General features: G+C 44.2%; 15 protein-coding genes. 6 read left to right on the forward strand and 9 right to left on the reverse strand.

The genetic code is table 11. The features are described 5' to 3' along the window. Positions 1 to 64: 64 nt before the first annotated feature. The 5 genes from nrdG to PGQ38_RS13260 form a co-directional block, all read right to left on the reverse strand. The gene (nrdG, locus tag PGQ38_RS13240; RefSeq protein ID WP_173717772.1) at positions 65 to 574 is read right to left on the reverse strand and encodes an anaerobic ribonucleoside-triphosphate reductase activating protein; all 510 of its coding nucleotides are present in this window, start codon (positions 572 to 574) and stop codon (positions 65 to 67) included. A gap of 231 nt (positions 575 to 805) precedes the next feature. Further along, positions 806 to 2,995, reverse strand: coding sequence for an anaerobic ribonucleoside-triphosphate reductase (nrdD, locus tag PGQ38_RS13245; protein ID WP_118578071.1), 2,190 nt, complete (start codon positions 2,993 to 2,995; stop codon positions 806 to 808). 432 nt (positions 2,996 to 3,427) lie between these two features. Further along, complete coding sequence (locus PGQ38_RS13250) at positions 3,428 to 4,291, reverse strand: carbohydrate ABC transporter permease (RefSeq protein WP_118578072.1); 864 nt, start codon at positions 4,289 to 4,291, stop codon at positions 3,428 to 3,430. A 1-nt stretch (position 4,292) separates the two neighbouring features. After that, the gene (locus PGQ38_RS13255) at positions 4,293 to 5,171 is read right to left on the reverse strand and encodes a carbohydrate ABC transporter permease (RefSeq protein ID WP_227200503.1); all 879 of its coding nucleotides are present in this window, start codon (positions 5,169 to 5,171) and stop codon (positions 4,293 to 4,295) included. Positions 5,172 to 5,419: 248 nt separating this feature from the next. Further along, positions 5,420 to 6,649: an ABC transporter substrate-binding protein gene (locus PGQ38_RS13260; protein ID WP_226837204.1), complete on the reverse strand. Its 1,230-nt coding sequence runs from the start codon at positions 6,647 to 6,649 to the stop codon at positions 5,420 to 5,422. Positions 6,650 to 7,127: 478 nt separating this feature from the next. Between PGQ38_RS13260 and PGQ38_RS13265 the strand changes: the two genes are divergently transcribed. Continuing rightward, positions 7,128 to 7,385: a hypothetical protein gene (locus PGQ38_RS13265; protein ID WP_148462016.1), complete on the forward strand. Its 258-nt coding sequence runs from the start codon at positions 7,128 to 7,130 to the stop codon at positions 7,383 to 7,385. Positions 7,386 to 7,518: 133 nt separating this feature from the next. Then, complete coding sequence (locus tag PGQ38_RS13270; protein ID WP_173735581.1) at positions 7,519 to 8,451, forward strand: AEC family transporter; 933 nt, start codon at positions 7,519 to 7,521, stop codon at positions 8,449 to 8,451. A 27-nt stretch (positions 8,452 to 8,478) separates the two neighbouring features. On the opposite strand, the gene PGQ38_RS20790 is transcribed toward PGQ38_RS13270, so the two are convergent. The 4 genes from PGQ38_RS20790 to gnpA form a co-directional block, all read right to left on the reverse strand. After that, positions 8,479 to 8,598: a DUF6783 domain-containing protein gene (locus PGQ38_RS20790; RefSeq protein ID WP_416386757.1), complete on the reverse strand. Its 120-nt coding sequence runs from the start codon at positions 8,596 to 8,598 to the stop codon at positions 8,479 to 8,481. Positions 8,599 to 8,616: 18 nt separating this feature from the next. Further along, positions 8,617 to 9,960: a sensor histidine kinase gene (locus tag PGQ38_RS13275; RefSeq protein WP_226837199.1), complete on the reverse strand. Its 1,344-nt coding sequence runs from the start codon at positions 9,958 to 9,960 to the stop codon at positions 8,617 to 8,619. 2 nt (positions 9,961 to 9,962) lie between these two features. Further along, complete coding sequence (locus tag PGQ38_RS13280) at positions 9,963 to 10,679, reverse strand: LytR/AlgR family response regulator transcription factor (RefSeq protein ID WP_173773307.1); 717 nt, start codon at positions 10,677 to 10,679, stop codon at positions 9,963 to 9,965. Between the two features lie 117 nt (positions 10,680 to 10,796). After that, on the reverse strand, positions 10,797 to 12,959 hold the full coding sequence (gnpA, locus tag PGQ38_RS13285; protein WP_195391638.1) for a 1,3-beta-galactosyl-N-acetylhexosamine phosphorylase: 2,163 nt from the start codon (positions 12,957 to 12,959) through the stop codon (positions 10,797 to 10,799). Positions 12,960 to 13,230: 271 nt separating this feature from the next. Between gnpA and PGQ38_RS13290 the strand changes: the two genes are divergently transcribed. From PGQ38_RS13290 to PGQ38_RS13305, 4 genes are all read left to right on the forward strand, one after another. Continuing rightward, a complete protein-coding gene (locus PGQ38_RS13290; RefSeq protein ID WP_148462020.1) occupies positions 13,231 to 14,055 on the forward strand; it encodes a helix-turn-helix domain-containing protein in 825 nt (274 codons plus the stop codon). Positions 14,056 to 14,220: 165 nt separating this feature from the next. Beyond that, complete coding sequence (locus tag PGQ38_RS13295) at positions 14,221 to 14,430, forward strand: hypothetical protein (protein WP_187564817.1); 210 nt, start codon at positions 14,221 to 14,223, stop codon at positions 14,428 to 14,430. A gap of 33 nt (positions 14,431 to 14,463) precedes the next feature. Beyond that, positions 14,464 to 16,569, forward strand: coding sequence for an ATP-binding protein (locus tag PGQ38_RS13300; protein WP_270432090.1), 2,106 nt, complete (start codon positions 14,464 to 14,466; stop codon positions 16,567 to 16,569). Between the two features lie 176 nt (positions 16,570 to 16,745). Next, positions 16,746 to 18,107, forward strand: a complete 1,362-nt coding sequence (locus tag PGQ38_RS13305; RefSeq protein WP_270432092.1) for an MATE family efflux transporter — start codon at positions 16,746 to 16,748, stop codon at positions 18,105 to 18,107. The last annotated feature ends 68 nt before the right edge of the window (positions 18,108 to 18,175 follow it).

Raw genomic sequence — 18,175 nt, forward strand, 5'->3', positions numbered from 1 at the left:
GATTACCCAGATGTAAAAACTTATGCAACTATTTGAATGCAGATATAAGAAAAGAAGACCCGTATCACAGGCCTTCTTTAATAAGCTTACCATCTTTTAAATGCAGAATTCGCTGATTGCTGCTCCCTCTGAACTGAAGGGAGAGGTTTTTCAATTCCTGAATAAACTCTCCGTCTACCAGAACGTCGATGCAGGAGAGCATCCGGTCTGTAAAAGGAGTGTAGATCTTACCTCCGGGAACCATATCTTTGTCAAAAAGATATCCACTGTAACACCAGATGGATTTATCCGGAAAGGTACGTCTGATTTCTTCCAGAAGCTCTGCCAGCACAGGCTGGTTCTCTGGCTCAAATGGCTCTCCTCCAAGTAAGGAGAAGCCCTCTATATAAGAAGGAGCAAGCAGCTCCAGAATCTTATCCTGTGTCTCCCGGGTAAATGGCTTACCGTAGTTAAAATCCCACGTAGGTGCGTTAAAACAGCCCTTACAGTGGTGCCTGCAGCCAGATACGAACAGGCTTACACGCACGCCTGTGCCGTCTGCAATGTCGTAGGATTTAATGTTTCCGTAGTTCATAACTGATTCCTCTTTTCCTCCTGTGCTTGATAATCAAATGCACACATCTTGCAGAAAGCCTTTTTCAAACACGATTCAGGACTTTCATAGTAAAATACCATTATGCAAAAAAATCCGGACAGAAATCAAAATTATGAAATTCAGAAAACTGTCCGGAGTGTTATGTTCAGTGGTAACGTTATATAAGGTTCTGTAAACGTAGTTCACAGAAAACCCGGGAACCATTACTTATTACAGATGTAATACACGATCCTTGATCTCCTGGGTACGTCCCTGGTTCCAGAACTGGGTACCGATGTATCCGCAGGTTCTTCTGGCAACGCTCATCTTGTCCTGATTGCGGTTACCGCAGTTCGGGCATTCCCAGATCAGCTTGCCGTTCTCGTCTTCTTTGATCTGGATCTCTCCGTCATATCCGCAGACATCACAGAAATCACTCTTGGTATTCAGCTCTGCATACATGATGTTATCATAGATAAACTTCATAACAGAGAGAACTGCCGGAATATTCTGCTTCATATTCGGAACTTCCACGTAGCTGATGGCTCCTCCTGGAGAAAGCTTCTGGAATTCAGACTCGAATTTCAGCTTGGAGAATGCGTCGATCTCCTCAGTAACGTGAACGTGATAGCTGTTTGTAATATAATTCTTATCCGTAACTCCTGGAATGATGCCAAAACGCTTCTGGAGACATTTGGAAAACTTGTATGTGGTGGATTCCATCGGAGTGCCATATACAGAGTAGCTGATGTTCTCAGCTGCCTTCCACTGGGCACATTTGTCATTGAGGCGCTGCATAACCTTCAGCGCAAACGGACGAACCTCAGGGTCTGTATGAGGCTTTCCGTACATTCTCATGCACATCTCATGGAGACCTGCATATCCAAGTGAGATCGTAGAATAGCCGTCATAAAGAAGCTTGTCAATGGTCTCACCCTTCTTAAGCCGTGCAAGAGCACCATACTGCCACAGGATCGGGGCAACATCGGAAACTGTGCCAAGAAGACGCTCATGTCTGCAGCGGAGTGCTCTGTGGCAAAGCTCCAGGCGCTCCTCCAGAATCTCCCAGAACTTATCAAAATCGCCGTCTGAGGAGCAGGCTACATCTACAAGGTTAATGGTAACAACACCCTGGTTAAAACGACCGTAGAACTTGTAGGAACCGTCCGGGTTCTTCTGTTTCTCCTCAACGGTAAGGAAGGAACGGCATCCCATGCAGGTGTAAACATTGCCGTTTTTTAACTGGCGCATGATCTTGGCTGAGATGTAATCCGGAACCATACGCTTGGCAGTACATTTCGCTGCAAGCTCTGTGAGGTACCAATATTTGGAATCCTCGTGGATGTTATCCTCATCCAGCACATAGATCAGCTTCGGGAATGCAGGTGTGATCCACGCACCGCGCTCGTTCTTAACACCCTGCATACGCTGCTTCATAACTTCCTCGATGATCAGTGCAAGGTCATCACGGGTGCGTCCCTCCGGAACTTCATCAAGATACATGAAAATCGTTACAAATGGTGCCTGTCCGTTACAGGTCATAAGAGTGATCAGCTGGTACTGGATCGTCTGGATACCACTCTGGATCTCATCCTTCAGTCTGCGTTCCGATACCTTCTGGATGATCTCATCATCAAGAGGCTCACCGCAAGCCTTACGTTCCTCGATTACCTTGTTACGGATCTTCTGGCGGCTGATGTCTACAAAAGGAGCCAGATGGGCGAGAGAGAAGGACTGTCCGCCGTACTGATTGCTGGCTACCTGTGCGACGATCTGTGTGGTAACGTTACATGCGGTAAAGAAGCTGTGAGGCTTCTCAATCAGTGTCTGGCTGATAACCGTGCCGTTCTGGAGCATATCCTGCAGATTGATCAGGTCACAGTTATGCTCACGCTGTGCGTAGTAATCGGAATCATGGAAATGAATGATTCCCTCGTCGTGAGCCTTTACGATCTCCTCAGGAAGAAGAACACGCATGGTCAGGTCCTTGCTGACCTCGCCTGCCATGTAATCACGCTGGGTAGAGTTAATAGTAGGGTTCTTATTGGAGTTCTCCTGCTTGGCATTTTCATTAATCTGGTCAAGAAGAGCAAGGATGCTGTCGTCTGTGGTATTGGACTTGCGGGTAAGCTCTCTCTTGTAGCGATAGCGCACATACTTCTGTGCAACCTCATAACCGCGCATCTCCATAATGCCGGTCTCTACCATATCCTGAATATCTTCCACATTGACAGCGTGGGAGGATTCAAGGGCACGGGTGGCAATCATATCAGCAAGCGCTGTGATCTGGTAATGACTCAGCCTGTGAAGCTTAGAAACCTCCTCATTCGCTTTTTCAACGGCGTTGATGATCTTCGCCTTATCAAAAATAACTTCCACGCCATTTCGTTTAATGACGTTTGCATTGACCTCAGTACTCATTCTTTCAAATCCCTCCATATATTGTGTTTAAATCTTTGATTACATACTAGATGTTGTGCACTATCAATATTACAGTATTCTACAGAAAAGTCAAGGTCAAAACCATTGATTTTAAAAAACTGTGAAATGTGCTGAATTTTCGTCAGCAGGACAGAAGAATCATTCGGTGATCTCCGGTATAGAGTTCCTGAAATGTGCGGAATCATCGGGGTTATTCCGTATGTGAAATTTTACCGTACACAATAAAACAGTTACTGGATGACCAGTAACATGCTTTGTATGATTTCGCGCCGCAGCTGTGAACAATGTTCACAAAAACACCTGGCGGAATACTGCCTTCTGAATAGTTACGGGGCATGAACAAAGGGCTGCCCTGGGCAACCCTTTCTCGCGTCCGCATCTTCCTCTATTATACTTGGAAAAAAATAAAAATCAACCCTTGACACCACCAGAAGTGAGTCCTCCAACCAGATTTTTTTCAATTCCGACGAACAGAATTACAACTGGAACAATTGCATAGAGGGAAGCAGCAAACAGATACTGCCACTCGATCATATTGTAACCATTGAAAATATTGATACCAACGGTGAGAGGCTTGAAGGTATCAGTGGAGATCAGTGTCAGTGCCACTGTATATTCGTTCCAGGCGTTGATAAATACGAAAATAAGCGCTGTAACGATACCAGGTGCAGCAACAGGCAGAAGAATCCTTAAAAGGGCATGTACGCGGTTACAGCCGTCAATAGTGGCAGCCTGCTCCATCTCAGGGGAGATGCTCAGGAAAGTACCGCGGAGCAGCCAGATGGCAAATGCCTGGTTAAATGCTGCGTTGATAAAGATCAGGCCGATAATGCTGTTGGTAAGATGGAACGCCATCATAACCTTGTAGATACCGATGAGAAGTACAACCGGTGCAAACATCTGGGAGACAATAACAAATCCCAGAAAAGCAGTCTGGCCTTTGAATTTCATTCTGGACAGGGCATAAGCAGCTGGGATACCGCAGACCATAGCCAGAAGAGTGGAGCCTCCTGCGATCACAATGGAGTTCATCATGTAATTGCTCATGGGAGCCAGCTTCCATACGTCTGTGAAGTTGGACCAGATGGCCTCAACAGGGAAAATAGTTCCATTCATGGAAAAGATTTCCGCGCGGCTTTTAAGAGCAGTACATACAGTTACAAAATATGGGTATAAAGTTATCAGACAGATGGCGATGATCACTACATAGAGCAATACACGCAAAACTGTGTTTCTGGTATTTTTTTTCTTAACTGAAGCATTGGTGTTTGCCATATTATTCGTCTCCTTTCTTCAGTACGGAAACCATGTACAGGCTGGCGCAGAAAAGAAGAATCAGGAAGCCGATAACAGATACGGCTGCTGCCTGTCCCTGTTTGCCGTTGTAGAAGGCCAGTTTGTACAGATAGGTAACCAGGGTGTCGGTACGGTTAGCAGGGTCACCCTTGGTGATGGTCCATATGATCGGAAAAGAGTTAAATACGTAGATAATGTTCAGGATGGTACTGATGGTAAGGTTCGGACGTACCAGCGGGATGGTGATCTGGAACATTTTCTGCCAGTAGCTGGCTCCGTCTACGGCTGCTGCCTCATAGTAGCTGGCATCAATACTCTGCAGACCGGAAAGTACGGTAAAGGTTACAAATGGAATGGTAACAAAAATACCGCAGGCAATTTCCCAGGCAAAATAAGCACCGGCAGTAGGAGTCCAGTTCACAGCGTGGTCAATAATACCAAGCTTCATCAACAGTGTATTTAAGGTACCGTAATCTGTGTCGATGATGAATTTCCAGATACTTGCCTGAACGATCAGGGTTGTGGCCCATGGGAAAACAACAACGGCACGTGCAAGCTTACGGCCTTTAAATTCATTGTTGAGGAGGATCGCAAGGATAAATCCAAGGAGTGTGGAGATGCCGACTACGGCAACGGTCCACACAAGGGTGTTTTTCAGCACCATGGCAAAAACAGGGCTGCTTGTTACCTTGCGGAAATTTTCCAATCCGGCGAAGCCTTTGATCAGACCAGCTTTGCTGACGTCGCTTAAGGCCATACGGAACACAAAGATAATAGGAACCAGGATGAAAATTGCCATGAGAAGGACACTTGGCAGGATCCATATATATGGTTCCACTTTTTTGAATTTTTTCTTCACAGGGATACCTCTCTTTTTATAAAATAACGTTGACGCTGCGCTGACAAGCACAAGAAGCGGCGTTTGCTACGCAGAAAAACAGAACCTTCTTGTGACAAATACAAGAAGCAGCGTTTGCTTCGCGAAAAGGTGGAACCTTCTTGTGCCTGGCACAAGAAGTAGCGTTTGCTTCGCAAACTTAAAAATGGACCGGACCCGTAAGTCCGGCCCATTATCTTCCTCGTAATGGGAAAAACAGTGGATTAAGATCAGCCAGCGATTTCTGCCTGAAGGTCATCCAGTAATTCCTGAACGTCGCCGCCAAGAAGAGCATTCTGCTCTACGTTGATAACGCCCTGTTTTACATCTGCCCATTCTGCTTTCGCTGTTGGATAGAATTTACAGCTGTCTAAGATATCAATCCAGCTTGCCATATCTTCGTTAGCTGCTGCGAGAGCCTCGCCGCCGGACTTGGTTGCCGGAAGGAATCCCTCCATGTCAACCCACTCTGTATAACGGGCATCATCATAGAAATAATCAAAGAATGTGGAGATAGCAGCTTTCTCATCATCTGAGTAGTCGTTATCGAAGCACATGAAGCGGTCCATAACACCTGCAGATACAGACTCGCCTGTATTGGAAGGAATGGAAGCAACGCCGTAGTTTACTTCATTTCCGCCTGTAGCAATGTAGGTAGGTAAGCTGTTCGGTGCGATGAGCATAGCAACCTTACCTGCGCCGAACATATCCTGCAGATCGTAACGGGTATCGTTAGCAGGATCGGTGTTTGTGTAACCGGAATTTACAAGATCGATTGCGTACTGGATTGCTTCAACGTTCTGCTCACTGTTCAGTGTCCAGTTACCTTCATCGTCAACAAATCCGCCGCCGTTGTTCCAGGTGTAGTATGCGAATGCTGCCTGACCTTCGTCAGTAGTCATATCGATACCCCATGGATAAATGCTGTCATCATAAGCTTTAAGGGCTTCACAAGCAGCTTTCAGCTCATCCCATGTAGTAGGAACTTCTACGCCTGCTGCATCAAGGATGTCTTTGTTATAGTACATAGCACGTGCAGATGCAAGATCCGGGATAGCCCATACAGTTCCGTCTACTTCAGACTGTGCAAGGAATGCATCGTACATCTTGCTGTAGGTCTCTTCAGAAACAACGTCCTGGATCGGAAGAAGGAGATCATCTGCCTGATAATCTGCGAATACGTCGATATTCAGGACATCAGGAGCTTCGCCATTGGCGATACGGGTATTTACTACGGTGTAGATATCGTTCCAGGAAACAACCTCTACGTTCAGGTTAATGTCCGGGTTTGCTTCATTAAATTCTGTCACGAAGTTCGCCCACCAGTCAGCAGTCTGCTGGCCATACTGTGCAGCAATGACGTTTATGTCTACTTTGTCTGCGGCGGATGCGGTGACCGGAGTCATGGAGAGGGCCATTGATAAAGCTGCGCCTGTTGCTAAAACCTGTTTCATTTTCATAAGTATTACCTCCCTTTAGATACGAGTTGAGGCATTCCATAGATACATCCTTGTACCAAATGGAGTGCCTCTCTGTAGAAAATAGCATACAACAAAAACAGTCAGATGTCAACAGAAATTGGTGAAAAAAACAATGAAAAATATCAAAAACAAAGAAAAACACAACGAAATACACAAAAGAAAAAACAAAAAACCACAAAAGCCATGGAAAAATGTAGAGAGTAGAATAAAATAACAGATAGGTTATAAAAAATTATACAAAAAACGAGAAGTATGGTACGAAATCATACAAATCAGGATTTCTTTGCTCACGAAGAAATTACGATAACCAGGATTTGGTTAAAATGTGGTTTGACATTTCAGGGGCGGATATTATACAATCATATTTAATCGAAAAAAATTCAGGAAAGGAGTATGCGGCAGTCAAAAAGAACTGAGAGGGTAAGCCCTGATGGCATGCACTGCTGCAGAACATAAAATGGAAGAATTATACGCTGCAATTGAGAAAAAAATCAAAGCTTCCGGTTATCCGCGTGAGATTTCCGGTGCAGATGTGTATGATGATATCTGCGACCAGATCGAGGGAAAAGAGAACGGAAGCTATATTCTGCTGTCCAAGTTTGAGGATGATGTAATCTTTGAGTATCATATCACGGTAATGGATGATGATTTTAATCTCGGGGTTCTTACCATGCGTACGCCTGAGGGAGTATTTGAGACCGATTTTGATGAATAAAAGAACTATTCAGACACGCTCTGGCAGAAGAGTTTGCCATACGAAATATCCTGTAAGGTAAGAAATCAGGAAGAGTCTGGATTAAGAAATACCAAAATACAATATTAAGAAATACATAGAAAGCGTGCATAAAATGAAAGTATTGGAAATTATTTTGCCCGTACTGGTGATGATCCTTCTGGGCATGGCCTGCAAGCGGCTGAAACTGCTGGATCAGAATGGAATTAACAATATGAAGCTTCTGGTGACCCAGATCATGCTTCCTGTAGCAATTTTCCATGCCCTTGCTACGGCAGATTATAATAAAGAAACCGGAATTCTGGTTGGAATCATGTTTGTAATGCTGGTTGTTTCCTTTAGCATCGGTTTTTTACTCCGCCCGCTTATGCCGGCAGAGCGTTACCGGAAATATCTGCCCTTTATGGTCAGTGTATACGAAGGCGGTTCCATGGCCTATCCTTTATATACCAGCCTTTGCGGAGCGGAGAACCTTTCCCAGATCGCTGTGCTGGATATTGCAGGTCTTCTGTTTGGCTTCAGCGTCTATATGGGAATGCTCGGACAGGTGGAAAACGGGGAAAAGATCGATCCGGGAAAACTGTTTTCCAGTGCAATACGTACACCGGCGTTTATTGCAAGTGTGCTGGGAATCATTGCCGGACTTACCGGTGTGGTGCAGAAGCTTCTTGCCGGACCGTTTGCAGGTACCTATACAAGTGTGGAGAACATTCTCACCACTTCCATAACCTCAGTTATTCTGCTGGTGGTAGGATTCAGCATTGAATTTGATAAGAAACTTCTTTCCCCATGTATCAGGACCATTGTACTTCGTATTCTTCTTCAGGCAGTCATGATCGGGGGAGTGCTGCTGGCAATACATTACATAGTGGGAGATCATCTGCTTTTGAACCTTGCAGTGATCAGCTACATGTCCGCTCCAGCCACATTCAGTATGCAGACCTTCCTGAAGAGTGAGGATGGAAGCGCTTATGTTTCCACCACAAATTCGCTGTATTGCCTGGTATCCATACTGGTGTATGTGGTTATGGCATTTGTAGTCTATTGATACAGAAAAAGAAAGCTTCAGACAGTATCATTTCTGATATTGTTCTGCAGATTTCTTTTTTGTTGGATTCGGGCAAAATATACCGCAACGTGGGGCGTGCAGATTGCGGGAATGATTTTTTCGACACGTTCCAGAGCGTGTCTGCATGAAACCTCTCTGCTTTGGTTATGGACGGGAAACGGCTGTTTTCTGTATGCGCAGCATAATTTTTGCAGTAAAAACACCATTTTCATAAGTGAAGCTGCTGTCTCCTCCGCTTTTTTCTGCAATGTGGCGGACAGACTGGATTCCCACTCCGTTTCCGGGACGCTTGGACGACTGGAAAATATGATTTTTCTCCTGTATTTTCCCTTCAAAGGTATTTTCCACCTGGATCAGGAGAAGGTGCTTGTGATGAAGGTAAACCTCTGCATGGATTCTCCTGTTGAAAGGCTTTGCTTTCAGGCTGGCTTCCAGAGCATTTTCCAGAAGGTTGGAGAGAACCAGGCACATATCGATCTGGTCTATGGAAATGTGGGCTGGCAGAGCTGCATTTGCCTGGAAAGGAATGTTCTCCCGTTTTGCCAGAGCGGCATAATGGCTGATCACGCTGTCAGCCACCTGGTTTTCACAAAAATGCAGGTCGTAGTCTGGAATTTTACTGTTTGCATTGGAAAGGTATTCTTTTATTTTTTCCAGATCTCCCTTTTCCGCAAGGGAAGAAAGCTGCAAAAAGTGATGGCGGATATCGTGTCGTGCCTGCCTTGCCTCCTCTATGGCAGAGCAAAGGTTCTCATATCGTGCCTGCTGAAGGGAGAGAAAATGATTTTCCTGCTGAAGCCTTGCATTTTTATTCAGGCTGTTGGCCATCATAAGAAACATTGTGTAAAACAGCATGAGAATTACAAGAAGCATCAGGCTGATCACAATGTAGCCCTGCAAAATACGTCCAGTATACAGAGTTCCCTCATATTTGGGAATCATAAAGAGATTCAGACCTATAAAAATCAGTGGCAGTATCCAGAAAACATACCAGGTCTGGGCTAAATTTTCGTCATCGATCATAGTGCGGGCTGCATGGGAGGCCGGGTACCAGGCGGCAGCAACGAACAGCAGACATATTACATTGTAAAAAATACCGGCACTGGTGTGAAACCAGATCTCTGTTTCCGGAAGTCCAAGTCTTTCTGCCACAATGGCATTCACTGCTCTGGAAAGGCTGTTTACACAGGCAAAGACCGCACATACTGCCAAAAAAATGCTACCGGATTTCCAGATAGAGATAGTCAGGCTTTTGTGATAGATCAGCATCAGTACCAGCAGAGTGGGAAAAAGCACTGAGCTGGTAGGAGTGTTAAAAAAGTAACAAAATCCTCCTTCCAAGAGACAGATCCCTGCCAGAAGAGGTGCAAGCCATGCAGCCAGCCTGCCGGGCGATTGTTTCAGATATGTCTGTACCGGCAGATAAGCAAGGTGCATACCGGAAATCATTACCGTAAGCTCCAGAACAGGTCTTAATAGTGTATTCATATTCAATGTCCCCTTTGAAACAGAAAATCCATAAAAGTCTGTCGTGCATTTTTGACCAGCTTCCGGCTGACGGAAATCCGGGTTTCATCGTCCAGGATAAACAGGGCTCCATCAAAATCAACAGCATGCTCCAGATTGATCACAACGCCTCTGCTGCAAAGATAAAATCTTGGATCCATTTTCAGGGATGCAGTAAAGGCTTCAAAGGACTGGCGGGTGATCAGCTCTTTGCCGCCGGTAGTGTGAATATGGATCATATGGGAAAAATGTTCTGCGTATATAATATGTCGAAACGGAACCTGTACATTGCTTCCATTTACTTTTATATCTATGTATTTTCCGGAATCCGGGATCCGGGAAAGAACCTCATCGATCAGGTCTGAAATCTCATTTTCGGGATATGGCTTCACAAGGTAGTGCATGGCACGGACCTTGAACCCATCCAGAGCATGATCCGTAGAAGTGGTAGTAAAAATTAAAAGTGCATCTGAGTCAAATATCCGAAGCTCTCTGGCAGTCTCGATCCCATTTGCACCACTCATGTAGATGTCCAGAAAAACGACGGTGAAAGGACGTTCCTTTGCCGCAATAAGAAAATCTTCTCCATTTTCAAATTCAAATAAATTTACGTGAATCCCACGTCTGGAAAGCTGTTTCGTCAGTACGTCTGCGAGCTTGTCACGCTCTTCTTTAATGTCATCAACAATTGCAATTCTCATAATGGTTTCCTTTGTTTTGTGATAGGTTTATTATAATACCATTCGCGCCATTTTCCAACACTTCGTGACAGAATTATTGAAATATGATGTGGTTTAATTATAATAAACCTATGACTATTAAATCTGGTACCATTTAATTTCGTTTGCATCCATATGAAGCGGGAAGCTGCTGCCATCTCCTTTATAGACGACTGTATCCTGTGACTCGTAAGTATTGTTTACGACACAGTACTTGCCATTCTTTACATAAGCGTGGACCTCTACATTATAATTGGTGGAATACCATCGGTTCAGTTCGTCCTCGGCAGATGCAGACCAGAGAACCGCACGGTAGAGCACACGGCTGTTTCTGAAGCTGTATGGAAGTCCGCTGATGTAAACACCGCGGCCTTTTCCAAAGGTTTTTACTGCCATCTGAACCTCATGGTCATTCTGGATCAGAATCTGGGTTTCCGGAAGTGCAAAAATATTCTTTTTGCCCTCACCGAAGTCCACATCACCTTCTGCGTCAGCCAGAATAAAGTGGTCTCTGTGTTCCTCCCAGTTGTATTTATCGGTATTTAAATTGAAGCCTCTTTCTTCTTCCACACCCAGTACATCATCCAGCTGGAAGAATTTTCCCTGCCATTGATGGGCTGCAGGCTCGCCAACTCCGATGAAACCACCGCCATTGTAAACGAACTCCTTTACAGCAGTAATAATGGTCTCATTTACCCAGTACTCGCCGCCGCTTTGTGCAGTATCCGAATCCCCTACATTGATCACAACATCAAATTTTTTCAGTAGATCCTTATCTGCCAGAATATCATCAAAACTGATAAAGGATACATCAAAGGGTGCACCGCTTAATGCCTCAATAATGCCAAAGTAAGAGTAATTCTGTTTGTAATAAATTGCGTGATGTACCATATGATTACCCCAGGAGCGCATGCGGCCCCAGCAGTTTAACACAGCAACACGTTTCACGCAGTATGGAGTCACACCCTGGATATTATCATAAAGGGTGCGGAATTCCTGGCAGACCTCTTTAATGTACTGGACAAAATCCGGGAACTGAAGAGCCAGCTTCAGATATCCGCCATAACCAATTCTCTGGATGGGGCTTCTGAGAATGGCACGCCTTGCAGTTACCCAGTTTACCTTCGCCTCTTTCACCGGGTCTCCACCTTCGTGGAAGGTGTCCGGGAAAAAGTATGGAAGAAATCGTCCTTCCGTGTATTTTACATTTTTAATATCGCTGAACAGACGCAGGGTTGCACCATTTCCTACACTTCCAACCACAGCATCAAGACCGATGGAAGCAAACTCATCCATAAATGGCTCCATGCCGATCCAGTGGTCACCCATGAACATCATGGCTTCTTTGCCATATTCATGGACAATGTCTACCATTTCCTTTGCAAGCTTCGCGACCTCGCGGCGCTGGAATGCCTGGAAGTCCTTGAATTCCTTAGATGGAATGCGATAGGTATTGTTCATGTAGCCCTGGTCGATAATGTATTCCGGGCGGAAGGGATAACCAACCTCTTTTTCAAACTGCTCCAGCACATATGGACTGACAGATGCGGAATAACCGAACCAGTCTACATATTTTTCCCTTGCCAGCTCATCAAAGATCAGGGTGAACTGATGGAAAAAGGTGGTGAAGCGTACCACATCCACATACTGGTGGGTGTCAAGGAATCTGCGGAGGCGCTCCAGGGAATGAGTTCTTGTCTTTGGCTGGCGCACATCAAAGGTGATCTGCGGCTCTACATCTTTCCAGTCGTTTACCACTGCATTGTACATATGTACCGGATCCCACATAATATAAGCCAGGAAGCTGACGGTATACTCATGGAACGGTTTTACAGGTGTAATTACCACATTTCCGCTCGTTTCATCATAATGCCACTGACTTGCCGGAACCACTGCTCCTGTGGTACGGTCGATCACTTCCCACCACTTTGTGATATCATCGCGTGTGTTCACCTTCAGCATATCCGGGTACAGGTGGTCCATAAGGTGGATTTCCAGTTTGTCTGATGTTGCGGTGTGGAAAGAACTCATAATGTACATTTGCTGGATCTCATCCGGATTAGCCTTTGCCCAGGCATTGTCCTTTCGGGTGGTGTAGTAGGTAGCGTAGATTTTCGCACCAGTGTCCTTCAGCTCCTGTGGGAATTCGGTTCCATCACAGTCACGGATGGCATCTGCGCCCCACTCATTCATAATATCCAGTGTTTCCTTTACCACATCCAGGTTGGTAGGAATAGTAACTCTGCCTTTTTTCTGTTCCATTTTGCGACCTCGCTTTTCTTTTTTTTATTTACAAGGGTTGTTAACATTGTTTGATAGTTGTTTTTTTCTGTAATATAAGAATACGTTTTTGACAGCTGTTTTTCAACAGAGTTGTTGCTAAGGTTTTTAGAAATATTGCTGTATTTTCCGTTCTATGGTACTCTAAGTGTGCGAGTGTTTATTCCCTGTTGTTTGAAAACGCTGTATTCGGAATATCGGGAGCCGACAGCGCAGACAACAAACTATAGTTTATGATACATAAGGAGAATCTATGAGTACACGTTCCTTTTCTTTTTCCAATGATAATCCACTTTCTACAGAAGCAGTTCTGGTGAATGCCTCATCCTCCAGATACGAAGAGGACTGGCCCAGCATTCCCCATACCCACGCTTTTACGGAGCTTTTTTATGTTTCCAGAGGAAGCGGCGAATTTCTTATAGAAAATCAGCGGTTTTCCATTGCCAGGGACGATCTGGTCATTATCAATCCACATATCCTGCACACGGAAACTTCTCAGAGCGCTGCGCCCCTTTCTTATTATACTGTAGGAGTGGATGGAATTAGTTTTTCTTTCCGGGATCAGAAGGAATTCCAGATTTTCAACTGCCGGAAGATTAATACAGATCTTTTGTTTTATTTCCACTCCCTTTTTCAGGAATTAGATGAGAAAAAAGAGGGTTATGAAGAGATTTGCAGACATACGCTCTCCATTCTTATTGCCCAGCTTCGCAGGATAACAGATTCCGGCTTCCAGCTGGTGCCTTCTTTTCATCCAAGTAAGGAGTGTGCACAGGTCAAGCGCTATCTGGATTCTAACTATGGGGAAGATATCAATCTGGATCAGCTGGCGGCATTAAGTCATCTGAACAAATATTATCTAAGCCACGAGTTTACACGATATTATGGGATTTCTCCCATTAATTATCTGAACCGGCGCAGGATTGAGGTTTGCAAAAATCTTCTGGAAAATACAGATCATGATATTTCTGACATTGCCCATCTTGCAGGCTTTTCTTCCCAGAGCTATCTGGCGCAGAGTTTTCGGAAATCTTGCGGTATGACTGCTATGGAGTACAGACGAAGCAGGCGTGAATAAACAGAGATATTATTTCCGGAGGATTTTTTGAGGAAACGTTACCAGTGACCAGTCACATTTTGGTTAAAATGCCAAAAAATAGTTGAAGACACAGGTGAAAAATTGTATAATTGACTATAGTAAAAAGTGAAATCGTATTAAAATCATATACAGGAGGAAACTATTATGAAAGAAGCGAATGACAAAAAAGAGAGCATGAAGCCTGTGAGTCAGGCAGTTGTTGAGTTGGATGATGAAGCATTGGATCAGGTCAGCGGAGGCCTGAAGAGGCTGGACAGCGATTGGAAGCCGGAAATAACAGAGGTTTGCAAGTTATGCGGCTCCACCAGAAACGTCCGTGGTGGTTTATGCCTGGCATGCAAAAACAAATGTTAACAGCAAAAGAAAGGATAAATTTAAAACGGTATTATGCTTTCACGAGAAAAAACAAAGACAGACGATCAAAGGCAGGATGTAAATGATTATCCGGTGAAAGAACAATATGTTTTAAGCAGATTATTGTCCGAGTATGTATCCTTATACCGGATAGAGCTTAATTCCGGCAAATATGAAATACTGAGACTGGATGCGAATACCAATGCCAGGCAGCTGGCGGAGAAAGATCCCCATCCGGCTGAAAATTTTGATGAATATGTGAGAAGATATGCAGACAATTTTATTCTGGATGAAGAGAAAGAAGAGTTTATAGACTGGCATCTTTGCGCAAATATGAAAAGAAGGCTTTTACATGAAGAGAAGTTTACTTACCATTACCACAGTGTTTCAAAGGAAGGGAAAGATAGCTATTATGAAGCCTATGTAGTGAAGGGAAAGACAGATGATGAGACCTTTAATGCTTTTCTTGGATATCGCAATATAGACAATATCCTTTACAAAGAGAAGGAAATCCAGGAGAAACTGCGAAAAGCTCTGGATGAGGCCAGATTGGGAAATGAGATCATTTCCTCCATTGCCAGAACATACCAGTATATTTCCAGAATTGATATCCAGGCAGATTATTTTGAGGAAATTTCCAACAGGGATGTGGAGCATTTGAAATATATTCATTCAGGCATTTTGTCTGAAAGCAATAGAAAAGTTTGCAGTGAACTGGTTGCAGAAGAGTATCAGGATGCTTTTTACAGATTTACAGATATCTCTACACTGCCTGAACGAATGAAAGACGAAGAATCTGTCGTTATGGAATACCGGATGAAGGATGGAAGCTGGCATAGTCTGCGCTTTATTGAAAAGAAAAGGGATGAAAACGGCCGCCTGACCCATGTTCTTTGTGCAATCCGAAGTATCAGTGATGCGAAGAGAAGGGAGCAGACTCTTATATACCAGGCTGCAGAAGCGAAGAAGGATGCGGCGGTTAAAACCAGATTTCTGTCTAATATGAGCCATGATATCCGAACTCCCATGAATGGGATCATAGGTATGATCGAATTGGCAAACCGTTATCCCAATGACCCTGAAATGCAGCAGAAATGCAGGGATAAGATCATGGAATCCTCCAGATATCTGGTTTCTCTTGTAAATGATATACTGGATATGAATAAACTGGAGTCGGGAGATATTGTTGACCAGGAGCTTACTTTTGATCTGACAGAAATCCTGAGCAGGAGCAACACAGAAAAGCAGCTTCAGGCAGCTGAGAAAAATATAGAATACATCGTGGATTGGGAAAGATCAAAGCTAAGTTATATATTATTAACCGGAAATCCTGTTTATCTGGAACGGCTTCTGAATGCGATTTCTGATAATGCGGTGAAATTTACAGAACCAGGCGGAAAAATCCATGTATGGTGTAAAGAGAAGTATGCAGATGAAAAACGGGTAGTGTATGAATTTGGCTGTGCAGATAATGGTCCTGGTATGAGCCAGGAGTTTGTGGCACATGCGTTTGATCTTTTTACCCAGGAGAAGGAAACCAGCCGGTCGAAATATGAAGGCACCGGACTGGGACTTTCCATTGCAAAGAAGCTGACAGACAGAATGGGCGGCACAATCCGGATCGAAAGTAAAGAGGGAACCGGCACAACTGTGGTCATGACAATTCCGTTCAAAATCGGAGAAGCAGAAAAAGCCCGGAAGCTGGAGGATTTTGTAAAGGATCCGAATACGATTTCCCTTGAAGGTCTGCGTGCACTGGTAGTTGAGGATAATGAACTGAACATGGAAATCGCCAGCTTTATGCTGGAAGATAATGGAATAATTGTGGATTGCGCCAAAGACGGACTGGAGGCAATTGGGAAATTTGAAAAGTCCGAGCCAGGCTATTATGACGTGATTTTAATGGATATCATGATGCCAAACTTAAACGGCTGGGATACTACCCGGAGAATTCGTTCCATGAAAAGATCAGATGCAGAGCGTGTACCGGTTATTGCCATGAGTGCCAATGCATTTGCAGAAGACATTATAAACAGCCGGATATCTGGCATGGATGAGCATCTTACCAAACCCCTTGAACCGGCGAGGCTTGTAAATGTACTTAAGGATTGTATCTGGAGGAGAAAACATAAGCTGTAAACGGGCTGTTGATCAGTGGAAGAAGGATGCGTGCAATGAGCAACAGCCGCATTCTTGATCGTTGCAAAATCAAAAAAGAAGCTTGATATTGACAAATATATGAGTTAAAATCAGAAGACATAATTCGTTTATGTTTTATTGGTTTATGTCAAAAAATTTGTCAGGAGAAAACAGATATGAGTAGTAAATCTAATACACAGGCAATGGAAACGGAAAAAATCCCACGTCTTTTGGCGCAGCTTGCAATTCCTGCTGTTGTGGCACAGATCATTAACCTTTTGTACAACATTGTAGACCGTATTTATATTGGACATATTCCCGGTGTTGGTGCGGCAGCATTAACCGGCGTGGGGTTATTTACGCCAATTCTTATGCTGATCAATGCCTTTGCCATGCTCGCAGGTTCAGGAGGTGCTCCCCGAGCCGCAATTTCCATGGGGAAAAAGGACAATGCGACAGCGGAAAAGATTCTTGGAAACTGTTTCTCGCTTCTTATTCTTATGGCTGTGGCTCTTACGGTGATTTTTTTCGCTTTTGCTCCACAGCTTCTGACAATATTTGGTGCCAGTGATAAGACCCTTCCTTATGGAGTGTCATACGCAAGAATCTATATACTGGGAAGCATTTTTGTCCTGATCGTAATGGGAATGAATCCCTTTATCACCACACAGGGATTTGCAAAGATCAGTATGATGACCACTGTGATCGGTGCGGTGATCAACATTATTCTGGATCCTGTTTTTATTTTTGTATTTGACCTGGGCGTAAGCGGTGCTGCAATTGCTACTGTTTTGAGTCAGGCTGTTGGCGCTATCTGGATTCTTCGTTTCCTGTCAGGAAAAAAGACCATTCTCCATCTCAGGAAAGAGAATTTCAGATTACAAAAAAATATTATTTTACCATGCCTGGGGCTTGGAATATCCACTTTTGTCATGTTGTCTACAGAAAGTATCCTGTCCATTAGTTTCACCTCCAGCCTTTCAAGATATGGCGGAGATCTTGCTGTTGGAGCCATGACTATTATCACAAGTGTCAGCCAGCTTGCAACTTTACCGCTGCAGGGAATATGTCAGGGCGGACAGCCGATCATGAGTTATAATTTTGGTGCCGGCAATAAAGAGCGTGTTAAAAAAGCATTTTTTACGCAGTTTACAGTCTGCACGGTTTTTACCGGCTGCTTCTGGCTGATCATGCTTCTGTTTCCCAGGCTCTTTGCAGGGATTTTCTCCAATGATACGGATCTGATCACCTATACCGCATGGGCACTGAGAATCTATATGGCTGGTATTTTTTCCCTGGGATTCCAGGTTTCCTGCCAGCAGAGCTTTATGGCACTGGGCCAGGCGAAAGTCAGCCTGCTCCTTGCCTGCTTAAGAAAACTGATCCTGTTGATTCCGCTGATCTTTATTCTGCCGCTTTTCATTCAGAATAAGGTATTTGCCGTTTTTCTGGCTGAACCAATCAGCGATATACTGGCAGCAATCATTACAACTTCAACTTTCTTCAGGCGATTTGATAAAATACTGGATAGAAGATAAGAATAAAAGCCATTTGGTTGGATATGTTTCTGACTGAATGGCTTATTTTTTTGCGTGTGTCCAGCAAA

The organism is Blautia faecis, assembly GCF_027662325.1.
Classification (GTDB): Bacteria; Bacillota; Clostridia; order Lachnospirales; family Lachnospiraceae; genus Blautia_A; species Blautia_A faecis.